Annotated in this window: 19 protein-coding genes; 10 read left to right on the top strand and 9 right to left on the bottom strand. The window is 67.6% G+C overall.

What is annotated here, in order from left to right; translation table 11 throughout:
• Nucleotides 1–10 precede the first annotated feature (10 nt).
• From ABIC63_RS03240 to ABIC63_RS03220, 5 genes are read right to left on the bottom strand one after another with little or no spacing between them, the layout of a single operon-like run.
• Complete coding sequence (locus ABIC63_RS03240) at nucleotides 11–412, bottom strand: diacylglycerol kinase (protein ID WP_043113319.1); 402 nt, start codon at nucleotides 410–412, stop codon at nucleotides 11–13.
• On the bottom strand, nucleotides 409–963 hold the full coding sequence (locus ABIC63_RS03235; protein ID WP_114804153.1) for an RDD family protein: 555 nt from the start codon (nucleotides 961–963) through the stop codon (nucleotides 409–411). Before ABIC63_RS03235 ends, ABIC63_RS03240 begins: the two co-directional genes overlap by 4 nt.
• Nucleotides 964–985: 22 nt before the next feature.
• Nucleotides 986–1,732 (bottom strand): DUF3106 domain-containing protein, encoded by a 747-nt coding sequence (locus ABIC63_RS03230; protein ID WP_354318663.1) that lies wholly within the window; start codon nucleotides 1,730–1,732, stop codon nucleotides 986–988.
• A gap of 11 nt (nucleotides 1,733–1,743) precedes the next feature.
• Nucleotides 1,744–2,151, bottom strand: coding sequence for a DUF3619 family protein (locus tag ABIC63_RS03225; protein WP_017759050.1), 408 nt, complete (start codon nucleotides 2,149–2,151; stop codon nucleotides 1,744–1,746).
• A gap of 11 nt (nucleotides 2,152–2,162) precedes the next feature.
• Nucleotides 2,163–2,735, bottom strand: coding sequence for an RNA polymerase sigma factor (locus ABIC63_RS03220; RefSeq protein ID WP_017759051.1), 573 nt, complete (start codon nucleotides 2,733–2,735; stop codon nucleotides 2,163–2,165).
• A gap of 290 nt (nucleotides 2,736–3,025) precedes the next feature.
• On the opposite strand from ABIC63_RS03220, the gene ABIC63_RS03215 reads away from it, so the two are divergent.
• The 7 genes from ABIC63_RS03215 (at nucleotide 3,026) to ABIC63_RS03185 (ending at nucleotide 12,322) form a co-directional block, all read left to right on the top strand.
• Nucleotides 3,026–4,792, top strand: coding sequence for an acetolactate synthase 3 catalytic subunit (locus ABIC63_RS03215; RefSeq protein WP_354318662.1), 1,767 nt, complete (start codon nucleotides 3,026–3,028; stop codon nucleotides 4,790–4,792).
• Nucleotides 4,793–4,919: 127 nt separating this feature from the next.
• Complete coding sequence (gene ilvN / locus ABIC63_RS03210) at nucleotides 4,920–5,411, top strand: acetolactate synthase small subunit (RefSeq protein ID WP_017759053.1); 492 nt, start codon at nucleotides 4,920–4,922, stop codon at nucleotides 5,409–5,411.
• 151 nt (nucleotides 5,412–5,562) lie between these two features.
• Complete coding sequence (gene ilvC / locus ABIC63_RS03205) at nucleotides 5,563–6,579, top strand: ketol-acid reductoisomerase (protein ID WP_017759054.1); 1,017 nt, start codon at nucleotides 5,563–5,565, stop codon at nucleotides 6,577–6,579.
• Nucleotides 6,580–6,760: 181 nt separating this feature from the next.
• Nucleotides 6,761–7,585, top strand: a complete 825-nt coding sequence (pssA, locus tag ABIC63_RS03200) for a CDP-diacylglycerol--serine O-phosphatidyltransferase (RefSeq protein WP_017759055.1) — start codon at nucleotides 6,761–6,763, stop codon at nucleotides 7,583–7,585.
• Nucleotides 7,586–7,775: 190 nt separating this feature from the next.
• Entirely contained in the window at nucleotides 7,776–9,485 is a 1,710-nt protein-coding gene (gene leuA, locus ABIC63_RS03195) for a 2-isopropylmalate synthase (RefSeq protein ID WP_354318661.1), read from the top strand.
• 30 nt (nucleotides 9,486–9,515) lie between these two features.
• Entirely contained in the window at nucleotides 9,516–11,054 is a 1,539-nt protein-coding gene (locus ABIC63_RS03190) for a 2-isopropylmalate synthase (RefSeq protein WP_294369501.1), read from the top strand.
• Nucleotides 11,055–11,224: 170 nt separating this feature from the next.
• Nucleotides 11,225–12,322 carry a serine hydrolase gene (locus tag ABIC63_RS03185; RefSeq protein ID WP_502935841.1) on the top strand — a complete coding sequence of 366 codons (1,098 nt, stop codon included), beginning with the start codon at nucleotides 11,225–11,227 and terminating at the stop codon, nucleotides 12,320–12,322.
• Between the two features lie 113 nt (nucleotides 12,323–12,435).
• Here ABIC63_RS03185 and ABIC63_RS03180 read toward each other — a convergent pair whose 3' ends face one another.
• Genes ABIC63_RS03180 through aat form a run of 3 tightly spaced genes read right to left on the bottom strand, consistent with a single transcriptional unit; the run spans nucleotide 12,436 to nucleotide 14,811 of the window.
• Nucleotides 12,436–13,257: an IclR family transcriptional regulator gene (locus ABIC63_RS03180; RefSeq protein ID WP_017759059.1), complete on the bottom strand. Its 822-nt coding sequence runs from the start codon at nucleotides 13,255–13,257 to the stop codon at nucleotides 12,436–12,438.
• A 43-nt stretch (nucleotides 13,258–13,300) separates the two neighbouring features.
• Entirely contained in the window at nucleotides 13,301–14,035 is a 735-nt protein-coding gene (locus tag ABIC63_RS03175) for an arginyltransferase (RefSeq protein WP_294369494.1), read from the bottom strand.
• A complete protein-coding gene (gene aat / locus ABIC63_RS03170) occupies nucleotides 14,032–14,811 on the bottom strand; it encodes a leucyl/phenylalanyl-tRNA--protein transferase (RefSeq protein WP_502935840.1) in 780 nt (259 codons plus the stop codon). Before aat ends, ABIC63_RS03175 begins: the two co-directional genes overlap by 4 nt.
• Nucleotides 14,812–15,004: 193 nt before the next feature.
• On the opposite strand from aat, the gene ABIC63_RS03165 reads away from it, so the two are divergent.
• The 3 genes from ABIC63_RS03165 to ABIC63_RS03155 are packed head-to-tail and all read left to right on the top strand — an operon-like array spanning nucleotide 15,005 to nucleotide 23,645.
• On the top strand, nucleotides 15,005–15,640 hold the full coding sequence (locus ABIC63_RS03165; protein ID WP_017759062.1) for a response regulator: 636 nt from the start codon (nucleotides 15,005–15,007) through the stop codon (nucleotides 15,638–15,640).
• Complete coding sequence (locus ABIC63_RS03160; RefSeq protein WP_354318658.1) at nucleotides 15,630–17,330, top strand: hybrid sensor histidine kinase/response regulator; 1,701 nt, start codon at nucleotides 15,630–15,632, stop codon at nucleotides 17,328–17,330. The genes ABIC63_RS03165 and ABIC63_RS03160 overlap by 11 nt, the downstream gene beginning before the upstream one ends.
• 18 nt (nucleotides 17,331–17,348) lie before the next feature.
• The gene (locus tag ABIC63_RS03155) at nucleotides 17,349–23,645 is read left to right on the top strand and encodes an alkaline phosphatase D family protein (RefSeq protein ID WP_354318657.1); all 6,297 of its coding nucleotides are present in this window, start codon (nucleotides 17,349–17,351) and stop codon (nucleotides 23,643–23,645) included.
• Here ABIC63_RS03155 and pobA read toward each other — a convergent pair.
• Entirely contained in the window at nucleotides 23,615–24,796 is a 1,182-nt protein-coding gene (pobA, locus tag ABIC63_RS03150; protein ID WP_294369482.1) for a 4-hydroxybenzoate 3-monooxygenase, read from the bottom strand. The genes ABIC63_RS03155 and pobA overlap by 31 nt on opposite strands.
• Between the last annotated feature and the right edge of the window lie 3 nt (nucleotides 24,797–24,799).

The raw sequence follows: 24,799 nt of genomic DNA, 5'->3' as shown, positions 1-24,799 counted from the left end.
GCCTTCCTGGTCAGGCGAAGAAACGTTGCCAGAGCGCGGCAAGCCAGATGCCTCCTGCCAGGAGGCTTGTGAGGAAGACGGCGGCGCTGCCCATGTCCTTGGCACGCTTGGACAGGTCGTGCCATTCAGGACCGATGCGGTCGATAGCGGCCTCGACCGCGGTGTTGAGCAGTTCCACGATCATCACCAGAAGCACGCCGGCGACCAGAAGCGCCGTCTCGATCCAACTCTGCCCGACGATGAAGGCCAGCGGCAGGAGGACGATCGCGAGGCAGGCCTCCATCCTGAAGGCAGGCTCGCCCCAGCCTGCCTTCAGCCCATTGAGGGAGTAGAGGGTGGCATGCCAAAGACGGTCTAGACCCTTGCGCGCTTTCTGGGGATTGACATGCAGGGTGGGGTCAGGAGTGCTCATCGGGGAATCGGCGAGGCATCGACGATGCGGGTGCCTGCCCATGCGTCGTGCCAGAACTGTTGTTGAGGGTGAAAACGTGCCAGCAGGGCCCAGATGGCGACCCAGCCTGTCATCAGAACGAGCACTTCGCCGCCGCTCACCTTGAACGGGAGGGCATGGATGGCCGCCAACGGCGGCAGGAACCAGATCCAGCCGAGCAGGTAGCGGACCAGCGCGCGACCCTGGGTCAGGGGGCGTCCGCTCCGGTCCACCATGCGCAGCCTCCAGGTCTTCATCGCGAGTGTCTGGCCGCGGGACCAGAACACCGTGAAATAGATGCCGAACACGACGAAGAGAAAAGCCTGGAGGAGGGGGCGACGTGCATCCATGGCGTCACGCATCTGCCCCAGCGTACTGAAGAGCCAGCCAGCCACGAACACGACGGCAAAAAGCAGCAGTCCCTCGTAGAGCCAGCAGGCCATCCGGCGCCAGATGCCTGGGGTGGCCACTGGCGTCGGTATGTCTTGGCGGGCTGGAGGAATGGAGGAAGCCGGGGTGTGCAACGAAGGCATGCCCTATTGTCGGGCACGCCGGCTAAGGCGCCGTGGCAGTCGGCTCGGCCGACGGCCGTCCCGTCATCAGGACGTTGCCCGCGTCCTGCCCCGTGGCGTCGCCGATCGGCGCGGCATTGGCAGCCTCCGGCCCGGGCGAGGGCGTGATCTGGATCCGCGGGCCGCCATGCGGCTGCTGAAAGGCGGTGGCGGGCACGGGAACCAGCTTGTCTGCCGGCACCGGCCGCGCTGCAGGAGCGGCACCGATGCTGCGCCCACCCGCACTTTCCGCCAGTTTGCGTCGCTCCGCTTCGCTCAGGGCCTGATAGGCCTCCCATTTGGCCTTGAGCTGCTCGGCCGGCGCGAGATTGCGCACTTCGGCGAAATTGAGCCGAGCCAGCGCGCGCTGGCGCGGACTCAGCGCAGCCCAATCCGTCATGCGTTCATGCAACTTGGCCTGTTCTGCTGGCCCGATGTGGTCGAAGTTGCGGGACAGCGCGATCCATTTGCGGCGCTGGGCATCGCTCAGGGTGTTCCAGTGGGGTGCCAGGGGCGCAAGCGCCTGCTGCTGGGCCTTGGTGAGCGTGGTCCACCGCGGTCCACTGCGCGTTTGCGCTGCCGACTTGATCGATCCTGCGGCCGGGCCACTTTCGCCGGCATGCACTGCAACCGAACCTGCCCCGACCGTCATGGCGGCCAAGATCAGCGCAACAATGTTGCGTTTCGGCAACATTTGACGGCCTTTGGCATGGTCGCCAGGCGAAAAACTCTTGTGGGAAGGCCAGGTCATATCGACCTCCATCACTGGTGCGCAGCGGCGGCGTTCGCCTTCAGGAACTGGGCAAAACCGGGGTCGGTATAGGCGGCGGGCGGGAGGTCGTCGGTCAGCAAGGCTGCATCGACCTCGGCCAGTTCGGCGGTACGGCGCTCTTCCTGGGTCAGACCGATGGTGAGCAGGCCAATGGTCAGCAGCAGCAAGGGCACTACGGCCAGCGCGCGTTGCCACCAGCCCTGAAGGCCGAGCATGGCGCTGCCGCCGGTGTCGACCACGACGGCGTGGCCCATTTCGCGCTTTTTCTGGGAAAGCGCCCGTGTGCGGGACGCTCGGAGGCGCTCGCTGATGTCGCGCGGCAGGTCGTCGGCACCGGCGCTCAGTCGAGCGGCGATGGCGCGGCCGAACAGGTCTTCCGGATTGGAGGAGGAGGTCATGCGTGTCGAAGTCATGGCGGCAGAAACCCCTTCGCCTTGAGGGCGCGGCTGAGTGCCTGGATGGCCCGGGAGCAGTGCGTCTTCACGCTGCCTTCTGAGCAGCCCATGGCGGCGGCTGTCTCGGACACATCCATCTCTTCCCAGTAACGCAACAGGAAAGCTTCTCGTTGACGAGTGGGAAGCGCCGCGATCTCCGCTTCGATCTGGTGGAAGACCTGGGTGCGGCGGGTGACATCCTCGGCGCTTTCGGTCTCGCGGGTGTCGAGGTCGCCGTTGAAACTGCCGAGCAGATCGAAATCGCCCGCGTCGTCGTCGTCGCTCTCGAAGTCGCTGAGGTTCGAGAACAATGCCCGCCGCGTTTTCTGCCGCCGAAACCAGTCGAGGGTGCAGTTGGACAGGATCCGCTGGAACAGCATCGGCAACTCGGCCGGTGGCTTGTCGCCATAGTGTTCGGCCAGCTTCATCATGCTGTCCTGCACGATGTCTAGGGCCGCCTCTTCATCGCGAACGTGGTACAGCGAGCGCTTGAATGCACGCTTTTCGACGCTCTTGAGGAAATCTGAGAGTTCTTGTTCGGTGGCCAAGCGCGAGGTTGCCGTAGGGCGAGGGAGGGGCGACTGCGGGGGCTATGGCGCGAACCTGTGACAAAGGCCCGCAGACAAACTCATGGATTATTGCATTGGCTGACAGGAGGCTGGCTTTTGTCCTGTCCGGTGTCATAATCGTTGGCTCGCAGTCAAAAGGCAAACGGGTCAAAGTCCGGCGGTTCACCTGTCCGCCCATGGTTTTGGCCTCAAGTCCTGGCGCGGCCCCACAAGGGCTGGCAAGGGGCACCCAAGGTTTTTCGTTCCCGAAAACTCGGAAGGTTCATCAAATGGAAATCTCCAAGGCCGAAACCGCCGCCGTCGCGGCTGGCCAACCTCAAGAACTCATGGGTTCTGAAGTGCTGATCAAGGCACTGCAGGCCGAAGGGGTGAAGTACATCTGGGGCTATCCCGGTGGCGCCGTTCTCTACATCTACGACGCGCTCTACAAGCAGGACACCATCCAGCACGTGCTGGTGCGTCACGAGCAGGCCGCCGTGCATGCCGCCGACGGCTATGCTCGCGCCACCGGCGACGTAGGCGTGGCACTGGTCACCTCGGGCCCCGGCCTGACGAATGCCGTCACCGGCATTGCGACGGCGTACATGGATTCGATCCCCATGGTGATCGTCGCTGGCCAGGTGCCGACGGCGGCCATCGGCCTGGACGCCTTCCAGGAGTGCGACACCGTGGGTATCACCCGGCCCATCGTCAAGCACAACTTCCTGGTCAAGGATCCCAAGGATCTGGCGATGACCATTAAGAAGGCCTTCCACATCGCCCGCAGCGGCCGGCCGGGCCCGGTGGTCGTGGACGTGCCCAAGGACGTGTCCTTCAAGAAGGTGGGCTACCACGGCTACCCGGACAAGGTCGAAATGCGCTCGTACAACCCGGTGCGCAAGGGCCATGGCGGTCAGATCCGCAAGGCGCTGCAACTGCTGCTGACGGCCAAGCGTCCCTACATCTATACCGGCGGCGGCGTGCTGCTGGGCAATGCCACCAACGAGCTGCGCACGCTGGTGGACATGCTGGGCTATCCGGTCACCAACACGCTGATGGGCCTCGGCGCCTATCCTGCGAGCGACCGCAAGTTCCTGGGCATGTTGGGCATGCACGGCACCATCGAAGCCAACAACGCGATGCAGAACTGCGACGTGCTGCTGGCTGTGGGCGCGCGCTTCGACGACCGCGTGATTGGCAACCCCAAGCACTTCGCGCAGAACGAACGCAAGATCATCCACATCGACATCGACCCGTCGAGCATCTCCAAGCGGGTCAAGGTGGACGTGCCCATCGTCGGCGACGTGAAGGATGTGCTGACCGAGCTGATCTCCATGGTGCGCGAGAGTGGCACCAAGCCCGACGCCGGGGCCCTGGCCGACTGGTGGAAGACCATCGAAACCTGGCGCAGCCGCGATTGCCTGAAGTACGACCGCGACAACAAGGACGTGATCAAGCCCCAGTACGTCGTGGAGACCCTCTGGAACATGACCAAAGACGTCGAGGCCTATGTGTGCTCCGACGTGGGTCAGCACCAGATGTGGGCCGCGCAGTACTACCGCTTCGACGAGCCGCGGCGCTGGATCAATTCCGGCGGCCTGGGCACGATGGGCGTGGGCATTCCCTACGCCATGGGCATCAAGCTGGCCAAGCCGGAGGCGGAGGTCTTCACCATCACCGGTGAAGGCTCGGTGCAGATGTGCATCCAGGAACTGTCGACCTGCCTGCAGTACAACACGCCGATCAAGATCTGCTCGCTCAACAACCGCTACCTGGGCATGGTGCGCCAGTGGCAGGAGATCGAATACTCCGGCCGCTACAGCCACAGCTACATGGACGCGTTGCCCAACTTCGTGAAGCTCGCTGAGGCCTACGGCCACGTCGGCATGCTGATCGAGCGCCCGCAGGACGTCGAGCCCGCCCTGCGCGAGGCCCGCAAGCTCAAGGACCGCACCGTGTTCATGGACTTCCGCACCGACCCCACCGAGAACGTGTTCCCGATGGTGCAGGCCGGCAAGGGCATCACCGAGATGCTGCTGGGCAGCGAAGACCTCTGACGCACCCGGCGCCGCCGGCGGCGCCGGCTGGCGCCTTCTTCTCCCTTTCTTCCAGACGAATCTATTGCCCGCCAAGCCTGCGCATTACCGTGCGCAGGGGAGGGCGGCGAAAAGAGGAATCGACACCATGAAGCACATCATTGCCGTGCTGCTCGAGAACGAGCCCGGCGCACTCTCCCGCGTGGTGGGCCTGTTCTCGGCCCGCGGCTACAACATCGAGTCGCTGACGGTCGCCCCCACCGAAGACCCGAGTTTGTCGCGCATGACCATCCAGACCCAGGGTTCGGACGACGTGATCGAGCAGATCACCAAGCACCTCAACCGCCTCATTGAGGTGGTCAAGGTGGTCGACCTGACCGAAGGCGCCTACACCGAGCGCGAGCTCATGATGGTGAAGGTGCGCGCCGTGGGCAAGGAACGCGAGGAGATGAAGCGCATGGCCGACATCTTCCGTGGCCGCATCATCGACGTGACCGACAAGAGCTACACCATCGAGCTCACCGGCGACCACGGCAAGAACGACGCCTTCCTCGACGCCATCGACCGCAGCGCCATCCTCGAGACGGTGCGAACGGGCCCGAGCGGCATCGGGCGTGGCGAACGCATCCTGCGCGTGTGACGAGATCGGGGCTCGGTCCTTGCCCGTCCGGTCCGAGCCTGTCGAAGCCCCGCGCGCCAGCCGGCCTGCGGGACTGCAATGAGCCCTTCGACAGGCTCAGCACGGACGGCATCCACGCATCGCAAACGCATCATCCAACCGGAGAGAAGACATGAAAGTTTTTTACGACAAGGACTGTGACCTGAGCCTAATCAAGGGCAAGACCGTCGCCATCATCGGCTACGGCTCGCAAGGCCACGCGCATGCGCAGAACCTGAACGACAGCGGCGTGAAGGTCGTGGTCGGTCTGCGCAAGGGCGGCGCTTCGTGGGACAAGGTCGGCAAGGCCGGCCTGAACGTCCTCGAGGTCAATGACGCCGTGAAGTCCGCCGACGTCGTGATGATCCTGCTGCCCGACGAGCAGATCGCCGAGGTCTACAAGAACAACGTCGAGCCGAACATCAAGGAAGGCGCCTCGCTGGCCTTCGCCCACGGCTTCAACGTGCACTACAACCAGGTCGTGCCCCGCGCCGATCTGGACGTGTGGATGGTGGCGCCCAAGGCTCCGGGCCACACCGTTCGTTCCACCTATGCCCAGGGCGGCGGCGTGCCCCACCTCGTGGCCGTGCACCAGGACAAGTCCGGCAAGGCTCGTGACCTGGCCCTGAGCTACGCCATGGCCAATGGCGGCGGCAAGGCCGGCATCATCGAGACCAACTTCAAGGAAGAGACCGAGACCGACCTGTTCGGCGAGCAGGCCGTGCTGTGCGGCGGCGCGGTCGAACTGATCAAGATGGGCTACGAGACGCTGGTGGAAGCCGGGTACGCGCCCGAGATGGCCTACTTCGAGTGCCTGCACGAGCTCAAGCTGATCGTCGACCTGATCTATGAAGGCGGCATCGCCAACATGAACTACTCGATCTCCAACAATGCGGAGTTCGGCGAGTACGTGACCGGCCCCGAGGTGATCAACGATCAGTCGCGCGCCGCCATGCGCAACGCCCTCAAGCGCATCCAGAACGGCGACTACGCCAAAATGTTCATCCAGGAAGGCCGCCTGAACTACCCGTCGATGACGGCCCGCCGCCGCAACACTGCCGACCACTCCATCGAGCAGGTCGGTGGCCAACTGCGCGCCATGATGCCCTGGATCGCCAAGAACAAGCTGGTCGACCAGACCCGTAACTGATCGGGCTTCGGCGGGGCATCTTCGCCAGCCGCAAAGGCCACCGCGTGCGGTGGCCTTTTTCTTTGTCGTCACCCTTGATGGCGTGTGCGCCGATGTCCTTTGGAAGCGGCAATCCGCCGCGGGGCGCGGCGACGTCATTGACTACACTGCCACGTTTCCCGGAAGGCCGGAGGCCGAATTCATGCACGACCACTCCCCCTTGAACGACGCGCCGATCCGCAAGCGCCGCAAGGGCATCTACGTACTGCCCAACCTGGTCACGCTGGCGGCGCTGTTCGGTGGCTTCTATGCCATCGTCATGGCCATGAACGGCCGCTTCGACCTGGCCACGGTGGGCGTGTTTTGCGCCATGGTGCTCGACAGCCTGGACGGCCGCGTGGCACGCATGACGCACACCCAGAGTGCCTTCGGCGAGCAGATGGACTCGCTGGCGGACATGGTGTCCTTCGGCGCGGCGCCGGCGCTCATCGCCTACGAATGGTCGCTCAAGGGCCTGGGCCGCTGGGGCTGGATCGCTGCCTTCGTGTACTGTGCCTGCGCGGCGCTGCGGTTGGCGCGCTTCAACGTTAACACTGGCGTGGTCGACAAGCGTTGGTTCCAGGGTCTCCCTTCGCCCGCCGCAGCGGCGCTGGTGGCCGGCTTCATCTGGCTGATGACCGACTGGGGTCGGCGCGGCGCGGACGTCTGGTACCTGAGCTGGACGCAGATCACCTGGATCACCTTCTTCTTCACGCTGTACGCGGGACTGTCGATGGTGACCAATGCGCCGTTCTACAGCTTCAAGGACATGCAGATCCGCAAGAGCGTGCCTTTCGCCACGTTGGTGCTGATCGCGCTTGGCATCGCGGTGATCAACATCCATCCGCCCACCGTGCTGTTCTGCCTCTTCGTGCTCTATGGCCTGAGTGGCTACGCGATCTATGCATGGCGCAAGGCCAAAGGCCAACCGGTGAGCATGATCAGCATTTCCACCGACGAGCCCGACGAGCGTGGGTTGCACGAATGATCGGGCCCTGTGTTAGAGTCGGAGCCCTCATGAACGTTTTTGCCCTGGCCCTACTACTGATCTCCCCCGACGGGCGGAGAAGGTAAAGGCGCACGCGCAAAACACCCTCGACACGGCCCGTTTGCACCAGCAACGGGCCGTTTGTCTATGGGGTTGCTGGTCGGTTCCAACCTCTTGCAGAGAAATCGACATGCTTCAGCAGCCTCACACCAAGTACCGCGCCTTCGCACCGATCGGCCTCAAGGACCGCACCTGGCCCGACGCCGTCATCACTCGTGCGCCGATCTGGCTGTCGACCGACCTGCGCGACGGAAACCAGGCTTTGGTGGAGCCGATGGATCTCAATCGCAAGATGCGCATGTTCGAGACCCTCGTGGCCATCGGCTTCAAGGAGATCGAGGTCGGCTTCCCCTCGGCGTCGCAGACCGAATTCGACTTCGTGCGCAAGCTGATCGAGGAAGACCGCATTCCCGATGACGTGACGATCCAGGTCCTGACCCAGGCCCGCGAACACCTGATCGAACGCACCTTCGAATCTCTGCAAGGCGCACCGCGCGCCATCGTGCACCTCTACAACGCCGTGGCGCCGGTCATGCGGCGCGTGGTGCTCGGCCTCGACGAAGACGGCATCGTCGAACTCGCCGTGACCCATGCGCGGATGTTCAAGGACCAGGCCGCGCGCCAGCCGGCCACCCAATGGACCTTCCAGTATTCGCCCGAGATGTTCTCCGGCACCGACCTGGCCTTCTCCAAGCGTGTCGTCGATGCCGTGACCGAGGTCTGGGCACCGACGCCCGAGCGCAAGTGCATCGTCAACCTGCCGTCCACGGTCGAGCATTCCACGCCGAACATCTTCGCGGACATGATCGAGTGGATGCACCGCAATCTGGCGCGGCGTGAATCCATCGTGCTTTCGGTGCACCCGCACAACGATCGTGGGACGGGTACGGCCGCTGCCGAGTTCGCAGTGATGGCCGGTGCGGACCGCCTGGAAGGCTGTCTCTTCGGCAATGGCGAGCGCACCGGCAACCTCGACGTCGTGAACGTGGCGCTCAACCTCTACACGCAGGGCGTGTCGCCGGGCCTCGACTTCTCGCACATCGACGACATCCGCGCTACGGTCGAGCATTGCAACCAGATTCCCGTGCACCCGCGCCATCCCTATGTGGGTGACCTGGTCTACACATCGTTCTCGGGCTCGCACCAGGATGCGATCAAGAAAGCCTTCTCGGCGCGCAAGGACGGCGACATCTGGGACATCCCCTACCTCCCGATCGACCCGAAGGACGTGGGCCGCAGCTACGAAGCCGTGATCCGCGTGAACAGCCAGTCGGGCAAGGGCGGTATCTCGTACCTGCTCGAAAGCGAATACGGCCTCGAATTGCCGCGCCGCCTGCAGATCGAGTTCAGCCAGGTGGTGCAGCAGGTGATGGACGTGGAAGGCAAGGAACTGGGCGCGGCCGACCTCTGGAGCATCTTCCGCCGCGAGTACCGCATGGACGGCGCCCAGGGCCTGCGCCAGCGCGTGCAGTCCGTGGAAGGCGAGGGCGACCAGGCGCTCACCGTGCTGCGTGGCGAACTCATGTGGGCCGGCGAATCAGTGGCCATCGAAGGCCGCGGCAACGGGCCCATCGATGCCTTCAGCCGGGCCGTGGCCGAGGCCATCGGACAGCCGATCCGCGTGATGGACTACCACCAGCATGCCATCGGCGCCGGGGCCGACGCGCGCTCGGTGGCCTATGTGGAGATGCGCATGGGCGATTCGCGCACGGTGTTCGGCGTCGGCATCGATGCCGACACCACGGCCGCCGCGCTCAAGGCCATCGTCTCGGGCATGCAGCGTGCCGGAGGTGCAGAGGCGCAGCAGGCACAATCGTCGGTTGCCGCCGAGGTGGCCTGACGCAGAACGTACACGGACAAGGAGCCCATGATGACCGACCAGCTGATCATTTTCGACACCACCTTGCGCGACGGCGAGCAGTCGCCAGGCGCCTCGATGACGCGTGACGAGAAGCTGCGCATCGCGCGCCAGTTGGAGCGGCTCAAGGTCGACGTGATCGAGGCTGGTTTTCCCGCCAGCTCCAATGGCGACTTCGAGGCGGTGCAGGCCATCGCCAACGCCATCAAGGACTCCACCGTGTGCGGCCTCTCGCGTGCCAACGACCGCGACATCTCGCGCGCCGCGGACGCCCTCGCGGGCGCGGCGCGGGCGCGCATCCACACTTTCATCGCCACGTCGCCGCTGCACATGGAGAAGAAGCTGCGGATGACGCCGGAGCAGGTGCTGGAGCAGGCGAAGCTGGCCGTGCGCTTCGCCCGCAACAAGGTGGCCGATGTGGAATTCAGCCCCGAGGACGGCTACCGCAGCGACGTGGACTTTCTCTGCCGCGTGCTCGAGGCCGTGATCGCCGAAGGCGCCACGACCATCAACGTGCCCGACACGGTGGGCTACGCGATCCCCGAGCTCTACGGCCAGTTCATCAAGACGCTGCGCGAACGTGTTCCCAACAGCGACAAGGCCATCTGGTCGGTGCACTGCCACAACGACTTGGGCATGGCGGTGGCCAACTCGCTGGCCGGCGTGAAGATCGGCGGCGCCCGCCAGGTCGAATGCACCATCAACGGCCTGGGCGAGCGCGCGGGCAACTGCTCGCTCGAAGAGATCGTGATGGCGGTGAAGACCCGCAAGGACTACTTCGGACTCGACCTCAACATCGATACCCAGCACATCGTGGCGGCCAGCCGCATGGTCAGCCAGACCACCGGCTTCGTCGTGCAGCCCAACAAGGCCGTGGTGGGCGCCAATGCCTTCGCGCATGCCTCCGGCATCCACCAGGATGGCGTGCTCAAGGCCCGCGACACCTACGAGATCATGCGCGCCGAGGACGTGGGCTGGACGGCCAACAAGATCGTGCTGGGCAAGCTCAGCGGCCGCAACGCCTTCAAGCAGCGATTGCAAGACCTGGGCGTCTCGATGGACAGCGAGGCCGACCTGAACGCCGCCTTCCTGCGCTTCAAGGAGTTGGCGGATCGCAAGGCCGAGATTTTCGACGAGGACATCCTTGCCCTTGTCAGCGCCGAGCAGCAGTCGAACGTTGACGAGCAGTTCAGCTTTGTGTCGCTTTCACAGCACAGCGAGACCGGTGAGCAGCCTCATGCCCGTGTGGTCTTCATCGACCAGGGCAAGGAGGTGGTGGGCGAATCGGGCGGCAACGGCCCGGTCGACGCTTCGCTCAAGGCCATCGAGTCGCATGTGAAGAGTGGCGCCGAGATGGTGCTGTACTCGGTCAATGCCATCAGTGGCTCGACCGAAAGCCAGGGCGAAGTGACGGTGCGGCTGCAGAATGCGGGGCGCGTGGTCAACGGTGTCGGGGCCGATCCCGACATCGTGGTGGCCTCGGCCAAGGCGTACCTCAGCGCCCTGAACAAGCTGCACAGCCAGACTGAGCGCGTGGCGGCGCAGGGTTAGTTTCGAGCGTTCTTCGGCTTGCATGAAGAAGGGGGCGCAAGTCACTGATTTGCGTCTCTTTTTTGTATTCGATAGACTGCGGCACCTTGTCGATTTCCATGCCGCTGGAGTAGTTGATGGCCGAAGCCCCCGCGCAGCCTGTTTTGCCCCGAATTCCTTCACAGCGGTACTTGCCCGCGCTGCGCCTTCTGGCCGTGGCGCTTTGCGCAGTTTCCTTCCTGACGCCCGCCGCCCATGCCACTGGCAAGAAGCAGCAGGCCGCGGCCAAGCGGCCAACTGCCACCAGCAAGGTCGCGGCCAAGCCCGCCACCAAGGCGTCCAAGAACCGCATCGAGGAGCGTGCCGTGCGCGGTGGCCGGAATGTGGTCGCGACGGTGCGAAAGAGTGGCGGCAAGACGGTGGTGGCCGTGCAGCGTCGCTCCGTGGTGCGCGTCGCCGAGCCGCCCCGCCAGTCCTATGGCCAACTCGCTGGCCTTCATCACTCGCAGGACCCGCTGGACCTGAAGTCGAGCGTGGCGCTGGTGATGGATCAGGACACCCGCGAAGTGCTGCTGAGCAAGAACGACCATGCCGTGCTGCCCATCGCCTCGATCACCAAGCTCATGACGGGCCTGCTGATCAGCGAGGCGAAGTTGCCGATGGACGAGCCGATCACTATCACCCAGGACGATGTGGACACCGAGAAGTTCAGCCGTTCGCGCCTGGCCGTGGGCACCACGCTGCCGCGCGGCGAACTGTTGCATCTTGCCCTGATGTCGAGCGAGAACCGGGCCGCTCATGCGCTGGGGCGTACCTACCCAGGCGGTCTGGCCACCTTCGTGAGCGTGATGAATGCCAAGGCGCGGATGATCGGCATGAAGGACACCCGCTATGTCGAGCCCACGGGTCTGTCGAGCAGCAATCAGTCCACGGCCCAGGACCTGGCCCTTCTCGTGGCTGTCGCGTCGCAGGATTCGCTGGTGCGCAGCCTGACGACCTCGCCGGAATACCAGGTGGAGGTGGGCAACCGCATGCTGCAGTTCAACACCACCAACCGGCTGGTGCGCAGCCCCGATTGGGACATCGGTCTGCAGAAGACGGGCTACATCTCCGAGGCCGGACAGTGCCTGGTGATGCAGGCGCGCGTCGCCGGCCGCAAGCTCATCATGGTGTTCCTGGACTCTGCCGGCAAGTTCAGCCGGATCGCCGATGCCGAGCGCGTTCGCCGCTGGGTGGAGACCAACCGCTTCGCGCCGATGCATACGGCCAGCAGCCAGATTTCTGGCTGACCCCCGGGGCAGTATGGGCTGCTCCAGATGAACCAAGGGCCCTCTCGAGGGCCCTTTGCGTTTTGCGTCGGCGTACCCGCGGCGCGCCGGGAACCGTGAACGACGCTGTGGCGTCAGGCCGCCCTGGCCGGCTGTGCCATGTCGGCAGAGGGCGGCGTCGCATCCGAGTAGCCGAGCGCGCCCGAGATCTCGTTCGCCGTGGCCTGCAACTTGGGGAGCCAGCCGTCATCGAGCCGATCGGCGGGGGCCGAGATGGACAGGCCCGCCACGAGCTTGCCCTGGTCGTCGTAGATGCCTGCCGCCATGCAGCGCACCCCGAGTTCCAGTTCCTCGTTGTCCCGCGCGATGCCGTACTGCCGCGCCCGGGCGAGTTCGCGCTCCAGGACAGGTAACTGCGTGATGCTGTTGCGAGTGTGGCCTGCGAGACCGGTGCGCGTCGCGTAGCTGCGCACGCGCTGCTGTTCGTCGGCAGCGAGGAACAGCTTGCCGGTGGAGGTGAGGTGCAGTGGCGCACGGCCGCCGATGGCCCGCACCACCTGCATGCCGGAGCGTTCGCTGTAGGCCCGCTCCACGTAGACGATCTCATCGCCTTGCCGCACGCTCAGGTTGACCGGCTGCTGCGTGAGCTTGTGCAATTCGCGCATCGGCCCCAGGGCGGCGTCGCGAACATTCAGCCGGCCTTTGACCAGATTGCCCAGTTCGAGCAGCCGCATACCGAGGCGATAGCTGCCCGGTTCCGGCCGGTCCACGAAACGTCCGACGGCGAGGTCGTTGAGGATGCGGTGGGTGGTGGAGGGATGGAGCCCCGTCTTTTCGCTGATCTCCTTGAGGGAGATCGCGTCCTCGCGAGACGCCAGCACGTCGATCAGGGCGAACATGCGCTCGATGACCTGGATGACGGGCGTGGCAGGAACGTCGGTGTTGTTCTTTCTCATGGGACGGCACTGAACCAAACGGCCGCCATTTTATAGCGTGAAATCAAACTTCGCGCCATTCACCGTCCACCAGGATCTGGTGGGGGGCGAACTTGGCCTTGTAGGCCATCTTGTTGCTGTGCTCGATCCAGTAGCCCAGGTAGACGTGCGGCAAGCCGAGTTCGCGCGCCTGGGCAATCTGCCAGAGCACGCCGTAGGTGCCATAGGCAGCACCTTCCTCCGGCTCGTAGAAGGTGTAGACGGCCGACAGTCCGTCGTTGAGCACGTCCAGGATGGACACCATCTTCAGGGCGCCGGGACTGCCGTCGTCGGCCGGCTCGCGGAACTCGACCAACCGTGAGTTGACGCGGCTCTGGAGCAGGAACTGGGTGTACTGGTCGATGCTGTCGTGGTCCATGCCCCCGCCGGCGTGGCGGCCGTTCTGGTAGCGCAGGTACAGCTGGTAGTGCTCGGGCACGAAGCACAGTCGCAGCACCCGGGCCTGCAGATGCTGGTGGCGTTGCGCGGCGCGGCGCTGGCTGCGGCTGGGAGCGAAATGTTCCGCCAGGATGCGCAGGGGGATGCAGGCGCGGCAACCGTCGCAGTAGGGGCGGTAGGTGAACATTCCGCTGCGGCGGAAGCCGCCCAGCACCAGGTCGGAGTAGGCGTCGCTGTTGATGAGGTGGCTGGGCGTGGCCACCTGGGAGCGCGCCTGACGGTCGGGCAGATAGCTGCAGGGGTAGGGCGCTGTCGCGTAGAACTGCAGCGTCTGGAGCGGCAGATCCTTGAGGAGCGTCATTGCTGTGCCGGCAGAAGTTCGTTCCAGTATATGGGGTCGAATTGCCATGCAGGAATGGGCGGCTGCCTGCATGCATCGCCGATATGGGCGAGGAACTGCGCCCGTGGCCATTCGCTCGCGCCCAGGCTGGCCAGATGGGCGGTGTTCTGCTGGCAGTCGATGGCCTGCACGCCGTGGTGGCGGCAGAAGGCCACCAGGGCCGCCAGTGCGATCTTCGAGGCGTCGGTGCGCCGCGCGAACATCGATTCGCCGAAGACCGCCCGGCCCAATGCCACGCAATAGAGGCCGCCCGCGAGTTGTCCGTCGATCCAGGTCTCCACGCTGTGCGCGTGGCCGGCGCGGTGCAGTGCCACATAGGCCTGCTGCATCTCGGGGAGGATCCAGGTGCCCGACTGGCCCGCCCGGGGCGCCTCGGCGCAGGCGGTGATCACGTCGGCGAATGCATGGTCGATGCGGATCTCGCACCGCGGCGCCTGCTGGCGAAACGCCAGCAGGGTCTTGCGCAGCGAGCGGTGCAAGCGGAAGGCGCCAGGCCGGAGCACCATCCGCGGGTCCGGGCTCCACCACAGGATGGGCTGGTCGTCGCCGAACCACGGGAAGATGCCGTGGCCATAGGCGTCGAGCAACGTCGGCACGTCCAGTGCGCCGCCGGCCGCCACGACGCCCGGAACGGGATCTTGGGGCCCCCACGCGGTTGCTGGCGGTGGGAGCGGCTCACCAGCGGCGAGCCACGGCAGTTTGCGGGGAAGTCGTGCCACGGCTGGATTCTGGCGCATGCCGGGCGCGATCCCGGCACGCGCCGCTTCCAATGGGCCGCACCCTCCGATTTCCCCCAAAAAGGCGAAGGGTAAGGGCCTGGATTGCGGCACACTCTCGGCCGGCCGCCGCGAGGCAGCCATGAGGGCGCCGGCCCAAGGCTTTGCCGGCGTGGAGAACTATTCGAGGCGATCCGCCTTTCCTGGAGCTTGCGTGTTCCGCCTGCTGATCTGTGATGACCATCCGCCCATCCGGACGGCACTGCGGTTGCTCGCGCGTCAGGTCGATCCCACCAGCGATGTCACCGAGACCGGCAACGCCCGCGACCTCGTCGAGGTTCTGCGTGGGCGCCGCGACTTCGACCTGTTGGTGCTCGACCTTCAGTTGCCGGGCATGTCCGGCCTGAGCGTCCTGTCGGAGGTCAAGCAGCTGCGGCCGGAACTGGCCGTGCTCGTCCTTTCTGCGGACGAAAGCCCCCAGAGCGTCGATGCGGCGCTGCAGGCCGGTGCTTCCAGCTATCTGTTCAAGTCGGCGAGCGAGACGGTGCTCTTCCAGGCGCTCAAGGATGTCTGCGGCCGCCGGCTTGCGCTGCCCGAAAGCATCACGGCCAAGGCCGGCGGCCGGGGCCGCGCGGTGCCGGACGATGGGCTGTCGCTGTCGGCCCGGCAACGCGACGTGCTGAACTGCCTGCTGCACGGCATGTCGGCCAAGCAGGTGGCACGCACGCTCGGCCTGTCCGAAGGCACGGTCAAGAGCCACACGGTGGCGGTGTTCCGGGCCCTCAATGTCAGCTCCCGTGCGCAGGCGGTGGTGGAAGCGCATCGGCGAGGCATCACGCTTGGATGCTGAGGCGCACGACCGCGACCTGATCAGCTTCGCCCTGGCCCAGGCCGCCGCCGCGGCCAGGCTGGCCCTGGTGGGTGTGTTGATCCTCGCCGCGGTCGCATGGCGGGATGTGGGTGCATCAGGCGTTCTCGCCTGGAGCGTGGCCGCGGCGGGGTCTCTGCTGCTGCGCAACCGCGTCATGGCCGTGGCGGCCCGCTGGCTGTCGCAAGGGCGTCCCACGCGCAGCGCACGACGCATCCTCTGGGCCTCCTCGTTGCTGCTGGCCTTTGCCCTGGTCAGCCTGCCCCTGCTGGGGCTTCCGCGCATGCAGACCGAGACGCGATTGCTGGTGACGCTCTTCTATTGCTGCTGGGGTGCAGCGGGCATGTCATCCCTGGGCATCGTGCCTCGGCTGTACGCCGGCTATCTGGGGCTGATGCTGGGGGGCGTGGCCGCGGGTTGGGGGCGGGACTTCACGCCCCAGCTTGCTCCGGCGATCTTCGGCGGCCTCTTCATGTACTGGCTGGTGCTGAGCGTCTTCGCCCACGGCTTTTCCCGCCGCGTGGCCGAGGGCATCGCCATCCGCGCCGAGAACGCGCAACTGGTCAAGCAGCTGTCGGCGGCCAACGCCGCCAAGACCCGCTTCATCATGACGGCCAGCCACGACCTGCGCCAGCCGCTGCATGCCATCGGGCTGCTGGGCGGGGTGCTGGCGCGTGCCACCACCGCAGAGGACATCCACCGGGCGCGCGAGGCCCTGGCCATCGCGCTGGAGGGGCTGCAGCAGCTTTTCTCCGCCATCCTGGATCTCTCGCGGATGGACAGCGGGGCGCTGCGGCCCGAACTGCGCTACGTGCCCATCGCGCCGCTGGTCGCGCGCCTGGACATCGAGTACCGCGCCCTGTGCCTCGAAGGCGGCCGGCGCTGGGAATGCCGGGCCGAGACGGCGCATGTCCGCACCGACCTGGCGCTGCTCGAGCGGGTGCTGCGCAACCTGCTCGACAACGCGCTCAAGCATGGCGCCGATGGCGGGGTGTGTCTGGCGCTGTCCACGCAGCCCGATGGCGTGATGCTGGAGGTCTCCGACACGGGCCCGGGCATCCCGGTGGAGGAGCAGGACCGGGTGTTCGACGAGTTCTATCGCAGCCGCCACGTGGTCTCGTCCGGCATGGGGCTGGGGCTGTCGATCGTGCAGCGCCTGGCCAGGCTGCTCAACGCCCGCTTGCACATGGAATTCGTCGACCCGGTCCGCCGCTCCGGTACGCGGGTCACCCTGATGCTGCCGTTGGCGCAACCCAGCGACGAGCAGGCCGTCGAGCCCGAGGTGGTGCTGCCCGACCTGCAGGGCCTGCGCGTGCTGGTACTGGACGACGAGGCAACGGTGCTCGACGCCACCCGCGCCCTGCTGGAGCAATGGGGCTGTGTGGTCGCCACCTGCCGCAGCGGCAGCGAGGTGGCCGCTGCGGTACAGCGCCTGGGACCGCCGCATGTGGCCTTGGCCGACTACCACCTCGGCCCTTCGGAAAACGGCCTGATGGCCCTGGAGGCGTTGCGCCGCGATCAGCCCGAGATGGGCTGCGTCATCGTCACGGGCGAATCCGATGCGGTCATTCGCCAGCGGCTGGCGGACGAGGGCCTGCCGGTGCTGGAAAAGCCGGTGGATCCCGAAGAGTTGCGCGCCGTGCTGGGCCTGTTCCGCGCCATGGACGAATGATGAACGAAAGGGTGATCGATGCAGTGGCTCTCCGACAACCTGGAGGCGCTGCTCGAAGCGCCCGATGAGCAGCGACGTTTCGACGCCGTCGTCGTGGGCTCCGGCTACGGCGGCTCGGTGGCGGCATTGCGGCTGGCCGAAGCCGCGTTCAATGTCGTCGTGCTCGAACGCGGGCAGGAATACGTGGCTGGCGAATTCCCGAGCGACCTGAGCGATGCCGGCAAGTACGTGCGCGCCCAGTGGCAGGGCACGACCGGCGTCCAGGGGGCCGGCTATGAGGATGCGCTCTTCGACTTCCGGGTGGGGCAGGGCGCCGCGGCCCTCGTGGGCAACGGACTGGGCGGCGGCAGCCTGATCAACGCCGGTGTCGGCCTGCAGCCCGAAGCGGTGGTGTTCCAGTCCGAGCACTGGCCTGCCGCCATCCGGCGCACCAACCTGCAGCCGTGGTTCGACCGCGCCCGTGCCATGCTGGAGTTGTCCAGGCCGGAGGACGGCCAGCGTTGCTTCGACCCGCAGGGCACGCGCAAGTACCAGGCGCTGCGCGGACTGCACGACCGGCTGCCCTCCCGGCCGGCCCGGGGCGATTCCGCCGCGGTCCGGCCCGAGTTCGAGGAGGTGCCCATCGCCGTCTGCCTGCATCCCTGGCAGGTCACGGCGCACGAGGGCGCGCTGGGCCCGCGGTCGGCCTGCACCGGCTGCGGCAACTGCGTCAGCGGATGCAACGACGACGCCAAGCTGACGCTCACCAAGACCTACCTGCCCGCTGCCCGGCGGGCGGGGGCGCGGCTCTTCGCGGGCGTGACGGTGCTCAGCGTCCATCGCGAGGAGGATGGCGACTTCCCCTGGGTGCTGCGCGTGGTCCGCACGGCCGAGCGCAGCCTGTACGAGGGCCAGCGCCAGCATGCAGGCGCCGCGGCCCGCGCCGGCTGGGTCCATGAACTGCGCGCACGGCAGGTGGTGCTGGCCGCCGGCACCTTCGGCAGCACGGAGATCCTACTGCGCTCCCGTTCCACGCCAGAGGGCGCGCCACGCGCGCCGCTCGCCACCAGCGACCGGCTCGGCGAGCGGGTGTCCGGCAACGGCGACGACGTGGCCTGCATTGCCGAGCTGGATGCGCCGGCCAACGCACTGGGCGACACGGCCGCTGGCCGAAGCCCCGAACCGGCCGGGCCGACCATCTCGGCCATGATCCGCTTCCGGGATGCCGCGGACGAGCGACGCTCGACCCTGGTTCAGGATGGCGGCGTGCCGGGGCTGCTGGCGCCCGTGTTCCAGGAGCTCATCCAGACGCTCACCACGCTCGCCCGGCTGGACGACTCCGCCGGTCCGGCATCGACGGAGGTGGACGACCTGGCGCCGCAGCCGAAGGTCCTGACCCACTCGCTCACGCTGCTGGGCATGGGTCACGACGACAGCCCGGCCCGTATCGACCTGGACACGCGCAGCGACCGCATCCGCTGGCAGTGGCCGCGTCCCGAGGCGGCGTCCGCGCCGCCGCTGCACCGGGCCCGCGTGGCGCCCGCCACGGGCCAGGATGGGCGCTACCTGCGCAATCCGGGCAGCGGCATCCTGCCGCCCACCATGGACGGGCTGCTGGGCGGGGCCGGCATGGGCCAGTTGCTGGTCACCGTCCATCCGCTCGGCGGTTGCCCCATGGGCGACGATGCGGTGCAAGGGGTGTGCAACCACCTGGGGCAGGTCTTCCGCGGACCGCAGGGCAGCGATGTGCACGAAGGCCTGTATGTGATGGACGGCTCGGTGGTGCCGACATCGCTCGGTGTCAATCCCATGCTCACCATCACCGCCCTGGCCGAGCGCAGCTGCGCCGACCTGGTGCAGCGCCTGAATGCCGGGTCGGCCGCACGGATGCCCCCGCCGGCCGGCGCCGTGCCTCGGCCCTTGTCTGCGCCGGTCGTGCCTGCGCCCAGGCCGACGAGCACCGCCGGCGCCGTCGCCCCGGGTGCGTCGCTGCGCGAGGTGCTTCGCGGCCTCGTGCAGCCATCGCCCTCGCAGCAATGGTGCGGGCCCTTGCCTCGGGACGCGGTGCCCGTGGGCGATGCCGCCTCGCTCTTCGTCCAGATGGAGGTGAGCGACTGGGCGCGCTTCCTGGCCGACCCGCGCCATCGGGCGCTCGTCCAGCCCTCGCGGATGGCGCCCTCCAGTGCCTATGAGGCGTCGCGCCTGCTGGTGCAGCTCGAAGGCCGCGCACCGCGCACGCTGTGGGTGGAAGAGGGCCATGCCGACCTGTATGCCCGCCAGCCGGAGTCCTGGCGGCGGCATGCGAGTCGCTGGCTGCGGCTGGTCCTCACCTACACCCTCAGCCGCTGGCTGCCGGATTCCGGCAAGGAGGGCGGCGGAAGCTTCTCGCTGAAACCCGCCAACCTGTGGCGGGTGGCCCGGATGCTGTGGCAGGCCGCGGAAGTACGGGTCTTCGATTACCGCATGGTCCTGCGCATGGAGGTCGAGGACAAGGACAAGGCCAGGGCCGAGCCGCCGCTTCATCTGCGCGGCACCAAGGTCATCGATGGCGCAGCGTCCTGGAAGGACCTGGGGCAGTGGTGCCGCGCTGCATGGGCCGGTGGCTGGCCCGCCGTGCCGCGCCCCAGCGTCTGGAGCCAACTGGGCGAACTGCCCCTCTCGCTGAGCGACGCGTCCGGCCAGGTCCTGCTGCAGGGTCGGCTGCGCATGGACATGCCCGACATCGCCCGCAACCTGCTGCCCCAGCTGCACAGCGGCCGCGACAGCGTGACGGCGACGATGGCCGCGCTGGGCTATCCGCTGATGCTCGCGCGCGGGCTGTTGCGCACGCGGCTGCTGGACTTCCGTGCGCCGGACTACGCTCGCCGCACCGTGCCGCCCGCGCCGCCGGCAGGTGGCGAGGCCGAGCAGGTCTGGCTGCATTTCCCCGAGGGCTGGACCCATGGCGGCTTTCCTCTGCTGCAGACCCGTCGGCACGGCCGGGTGCCGCCCTGTGCGCCGATCCGGCTGCGCGTGCGCGCGCGGCTGGCGGATCCGGCGGCCTCGCCCATGGACCTGGCGCTGGTGCGCTACCGGCAGCCCCGGCCCGAAGTGCACGCCCCCGACGGGCAGGGGGCCTGCCGCGTGCGTGCGCTGCTGATGATCAACGGCTTTGCCCAGTCGACGCTGCCCTTCGTCGAGCCATTGATGGGCGCCGATGCGCTGGCGGCGCGGCTGTACGACGAGGGCTGGGACCTGTGGCTGCTGGAGTACCGCGTGAGTCCGCTGCTGGATGCCTCCGCCCGCTTCTCGACCATGGACGACATCGCGGCCTTCGACATTCCGTCGGCCGTGGCCCGCGTGTGCGCAGAGCTGGGCCAGGAGCTCGACCTGGCGCCCGAGCTGCTGCGCATCCACGCCTTCAGCCATTGCGTGGGCGCTGCTTCGCTGGCGATGTCGCTGGCCGGCGGACACCTGGCCGTGCGCCATCCCGAGGGCGACGGCCAGGTGCATCGCCTGGGCGGGGCCGTTTTTTCGCAGTTCCAACCCTATGTGATCGGCTCCAACTCGGCGCAGCAGCGCCTGCAGCTGGGCGCCTTCATGCACAACGTGCTCGGCCGCGAGTTCCTGGAGTTCGCCGCCGGCGTCGGCACGCCCGACCTGCTGCACGGGCTGTTGGACCGGCTCTTCGCCACGATGCCGCACGCAGACCTGCCCTGCGTTCCCCGCGGCGAGGCCTGCCCGCACGACGATCCGGCGTGCCCGCATGCCCAGCGCTGTCCGCACAAGACTCAGGCCTGCCCGCACGAAGCCGATCTGCGCGTCGAGCAGCCTGACACCACCACCTGCAAGCGCATGTCCGGGCTGCTCAGTCCGCTGTTCGATCACGGGCGCCTGGGCGAGACTTTCCACGAGCGGCTGGACATCTACTTCGGCCGCACCAACCTCGGCGTCTTCCTGCATGGCGCCAAGTGCGTGCAGCACGAGCGGCTGGTGGACGACGATGGCCGCGACTATCTCTCGGACGACAAGGTCCGGCGCTATTTCGACATGCCGATGATGCTCATGCACGGCAGCGACAACCAGCTGTTCGACGTCGCTTCCCTCGCGCGCAGCGCCGATCAGCTGCGCCGGGTCTTCGGCGAGGAAGGGCGCTCGATCGCCTCCGATCCGGCTCAGCCCATGCCGCGGGTCACGGCCCACCCGCTGCCGGGCTTCGCGCATTTCGACTGCACCATCGGCCGCGCCGCAGCGCAGCAGGTCTTTCCGCGCATCGAGCAGTTCCTGGCCGATGCGTGGACGCGCCCGCTGGTCCCGCCGCAGGTGCAGCGCCATGCCGGGGCGCAACTGCCGGCGACCGGTCCGCTGATGGGCTGGGTGCGGCCGGGGCAGGGCGGCGCGACGGTGGTGCGGGTGTGGGCCGAATTCCGGCGCCGCCATGGCGGCCTCCTGGTGGGCTGCATGACGCTGGCGTGCGGCCGGCTCCGGGGGGAGTCATGGCGGCTCTCGCAGGCCTGGCCTCTGAGGACCGTGGTCCTGCAGACACGGCCGCCGGCTCAGGTGTCCGACACCGTGCCGCCGGGCACGGCCTTTCCGGTCAGCGTGCTCGTCGCCGATGTGGTGCTGCCTGCGGACGTGGAGGGCGTGCACATCGACGTCTTCGGGCTCTACACCTTCGACGCCAGCGCCGGGCCGACGGGTGCCGCGCCGCTGGTGCCTGCGGGCGTGCCGGGCCAGACGCCCCCGTCGGCATCCAACGGTGTCCGGGAGCCCAGAGAAATGCTGGATGAGGATGCCCAGGCCACCCATGACCTGGCGGTGCTGACCGGGCAGACGCCGGGCATGGTGTCGGCCGCCGCCGCGGACGCTGCCACGCCCTTCCGCCTGACCATCGACCAGAGCCTGCTCGTCCGCGCCGCCCGGCGCATGCCCTTGCCCGAGGACCGGGTGCCCGCGCCCTTCGCAGTCCCCCCGACCACGGACGAGGTCGTGCTGCCTGAGGACGGCCTGATCGGCCCGGTGGTCGAGCAGGGCGCGCCGCTGCCGCATGGGTATGCCGATGGCCTGGTGGCCGTGCTGCGGGCGGAGCTGGAGCGCCGCGCCGCCGCCGCGCGCCGCGCCGACCCGGCCACGCTGTCGCGGGTGGACCGTGAACTGGCCACGCCTGAGCAGGCAAGGTTGCACGTGGCCGATGCCCTGCGCCGGCCCGCGGAGGGGGGCACCTGTTTCCTTGCCGCGGGGTGCCGGCATCCGGGCATCACGGGCTTCGAATCGGCGCGTGCCGACGCCAGCCTGGCAGCGCTGGCGCACGCCCATGCCCGCACGGGCGACGCCCGCTTCATGGCCATGCTCGGCGACCAGGTCTATGCCGATGCGCGTGCCGGCCTCTTCGACACGGCCTCAGAGTTGGAGCGCATCCTGCCGCGCTACCGCGACGCCATGGGTTCGCCCGGCTTCCGCGCGCTGGCCCAGCGGCTGCCGCTCTTCATGGTGCTGGACGACCACGAGATCGTCGACAACTGGACGCGCGAGCAGCTATGGTTGGGCGAGGGCGGCCTATGGCGGGCGCTCACCGCACGCGCGGCCTACCGCGCCTTCCAGCGCGCCCACGGGCCGGATCCCTTTCCGGCCGCGGAAGGCGACGCCGACGACGCGCGCCACCACGGCGCCTTCCGCTGCGGCGACATCTCCGCCTTCATGCTGGATGCGCGCACCTCGCGGCAACTCGGCACGCGTCGGCTGCTGTCGGAGACCGGCTGGAGGCTGCTGGAGAACTGGCTGTGCCGTGAGCAGCAGATGCACGGCGATGCACCGAAGTGGGTGATGTGCGGCTCGGTGATTGCGCCGGGCCTGCGGGAGTTTGCCGGCCGCCCCGCGCCGCGGCAGGCCGACAACTGGCAGATGTCGCCCGCCGACCGGCAACGCTTCTTCGACCTCCTGGTGCGGCACCGCATCCAGAACGTGGTGCTGCTGTCCAGCGACTACCACTGCTCGGCCGTGGCGCGGCTGCACATCGGGCTCGACCTGCAGGGCCTCGCCATCGTGGCACCGCCCCTGCATGCACCCATGCGCTTCGCCAACTCGTTGGCCGACACCGTGTTGCTCGAAGAGTCGGTTCCGCTCGTTGGCGGCCTCACGCTGCAGGTCGAGGGCGTGGGCGCCTGGGACGGGGAAGGCTGGCTGGCCGTCCGGCAGTCCGAAGGCGCCGACGGGCACTGGACGCTGGCGCTGGAGCTGCACCTGCGCGGGCAGGAAGCCTCGGCCTTCGACACGATCCATCTCCGCGAGACGCTGCCGAGTCGCCGGCCGCGTCCACGGGGTGCCGCTCAGAACGATTCCAGCGGCAGGCCGACGTAGTTCTCGGACAGCGAGGTCGAGGCCGCCGGCGAGTGCACCAGGTAGTCCAGCTCGGCCTCCTGGATCTTCTGGCCGAAGTCGCCGGTGTCCGGGAAGCGGTGCATCAGCGAGGTGAACCACCACGAGAAGCGCTCGGCCTTCCAGATGCGGCGCAGGCAGAGGTCGGAATAGCGGTCGAGCGCGCTGGTGCTGCGCTCGCCGTAGTAGCGCTCCAGCGCCTGGTACAGGTAACCCACGTCCGAGGCCGCGAGGTTCAGGCCCTTGGCGCCGGTGGGCGGCACGATGTGCGCCGCATCGCCGGCCAGGAACAGCCGTCCGAAGCGCATCGGCTCGGCGACGAAGCTGCGCAGCGGGGCGATGCTTTTTTCCAGCGCGGGGCCGGTCACCAGGCGCTCGCGGCCTTCCGGGTCCAGGCGCAGGCGCAGCTCGTTCCAGAAGGCGTCGTCGCTCCAGTTCTCGACCTTCTCTTCGACCGGCACCTGCACGTAGTAGCGGCTGCGGGTGCGGCTGCGCATGCTGCACAGCGCGAAGCCGCGCGGGGTGTTGCAGTAGATGAGTTCGTCGGAGACCGGCGGCACGTCCGCCAGCATGCCCAGCCAGCCGAAGGGATAGATTTTCTCGTAGAGCTTGACGGCGCTGGCCGGCACGCTGGCCCGGCTCACGCCGTGGTAGCCGTCGCAGCCGGCAATGAAGTCGCATTCGAGCTCGTGCGTGGCGCCGTCCTTCTCGTAGCGCACGCGGGGGCGCTCGCCGTCGAAGTCGTGCAGGCTGACATTGGCCGCACCGTAGAGGGTGGTCAGGCCGGCGGCGGCGCGGGCGTCCATCAAATCGCGGGTGACCTCGGTCTGGCCATAGACCATCACCTGCCGGCCCTGCGTGTGCGCGTGCATGTCGATGCGGTGACGCTGGCCCTGGAAGAGCAGCTCGATGCCGTGGTGCGGCAGGCCTTCTGCGTGCGCACGGGCATCGACGCCGGCCTTCTTGAGCAGGTCCATCGTGACCTGCTCCAGCACGCCGGCGCGGATGCGGCCGAGCACGTAGTCGCCGGTCTGGCGTTCGACGATCACGTTGTCGATGCCGGCAACGTGCAGCAGTTGGCCCAGCAGCAGGCCGGCCGGGCCGGCGCCGATGATGGCGACTTGGGTACGCATGGG

Source organism: Pseudacidovorax sp. 1753 (assembly GCF_040544975.1).
Lineage (GTDB): Bacteria > Pseudomonadota > Gammaproteobacteria > Burkholderiales > Burkholderiaceae_C > Xenophilus.
This window is presented reverse-complemented; position numbering and strand designations above follow the sequence as displayed.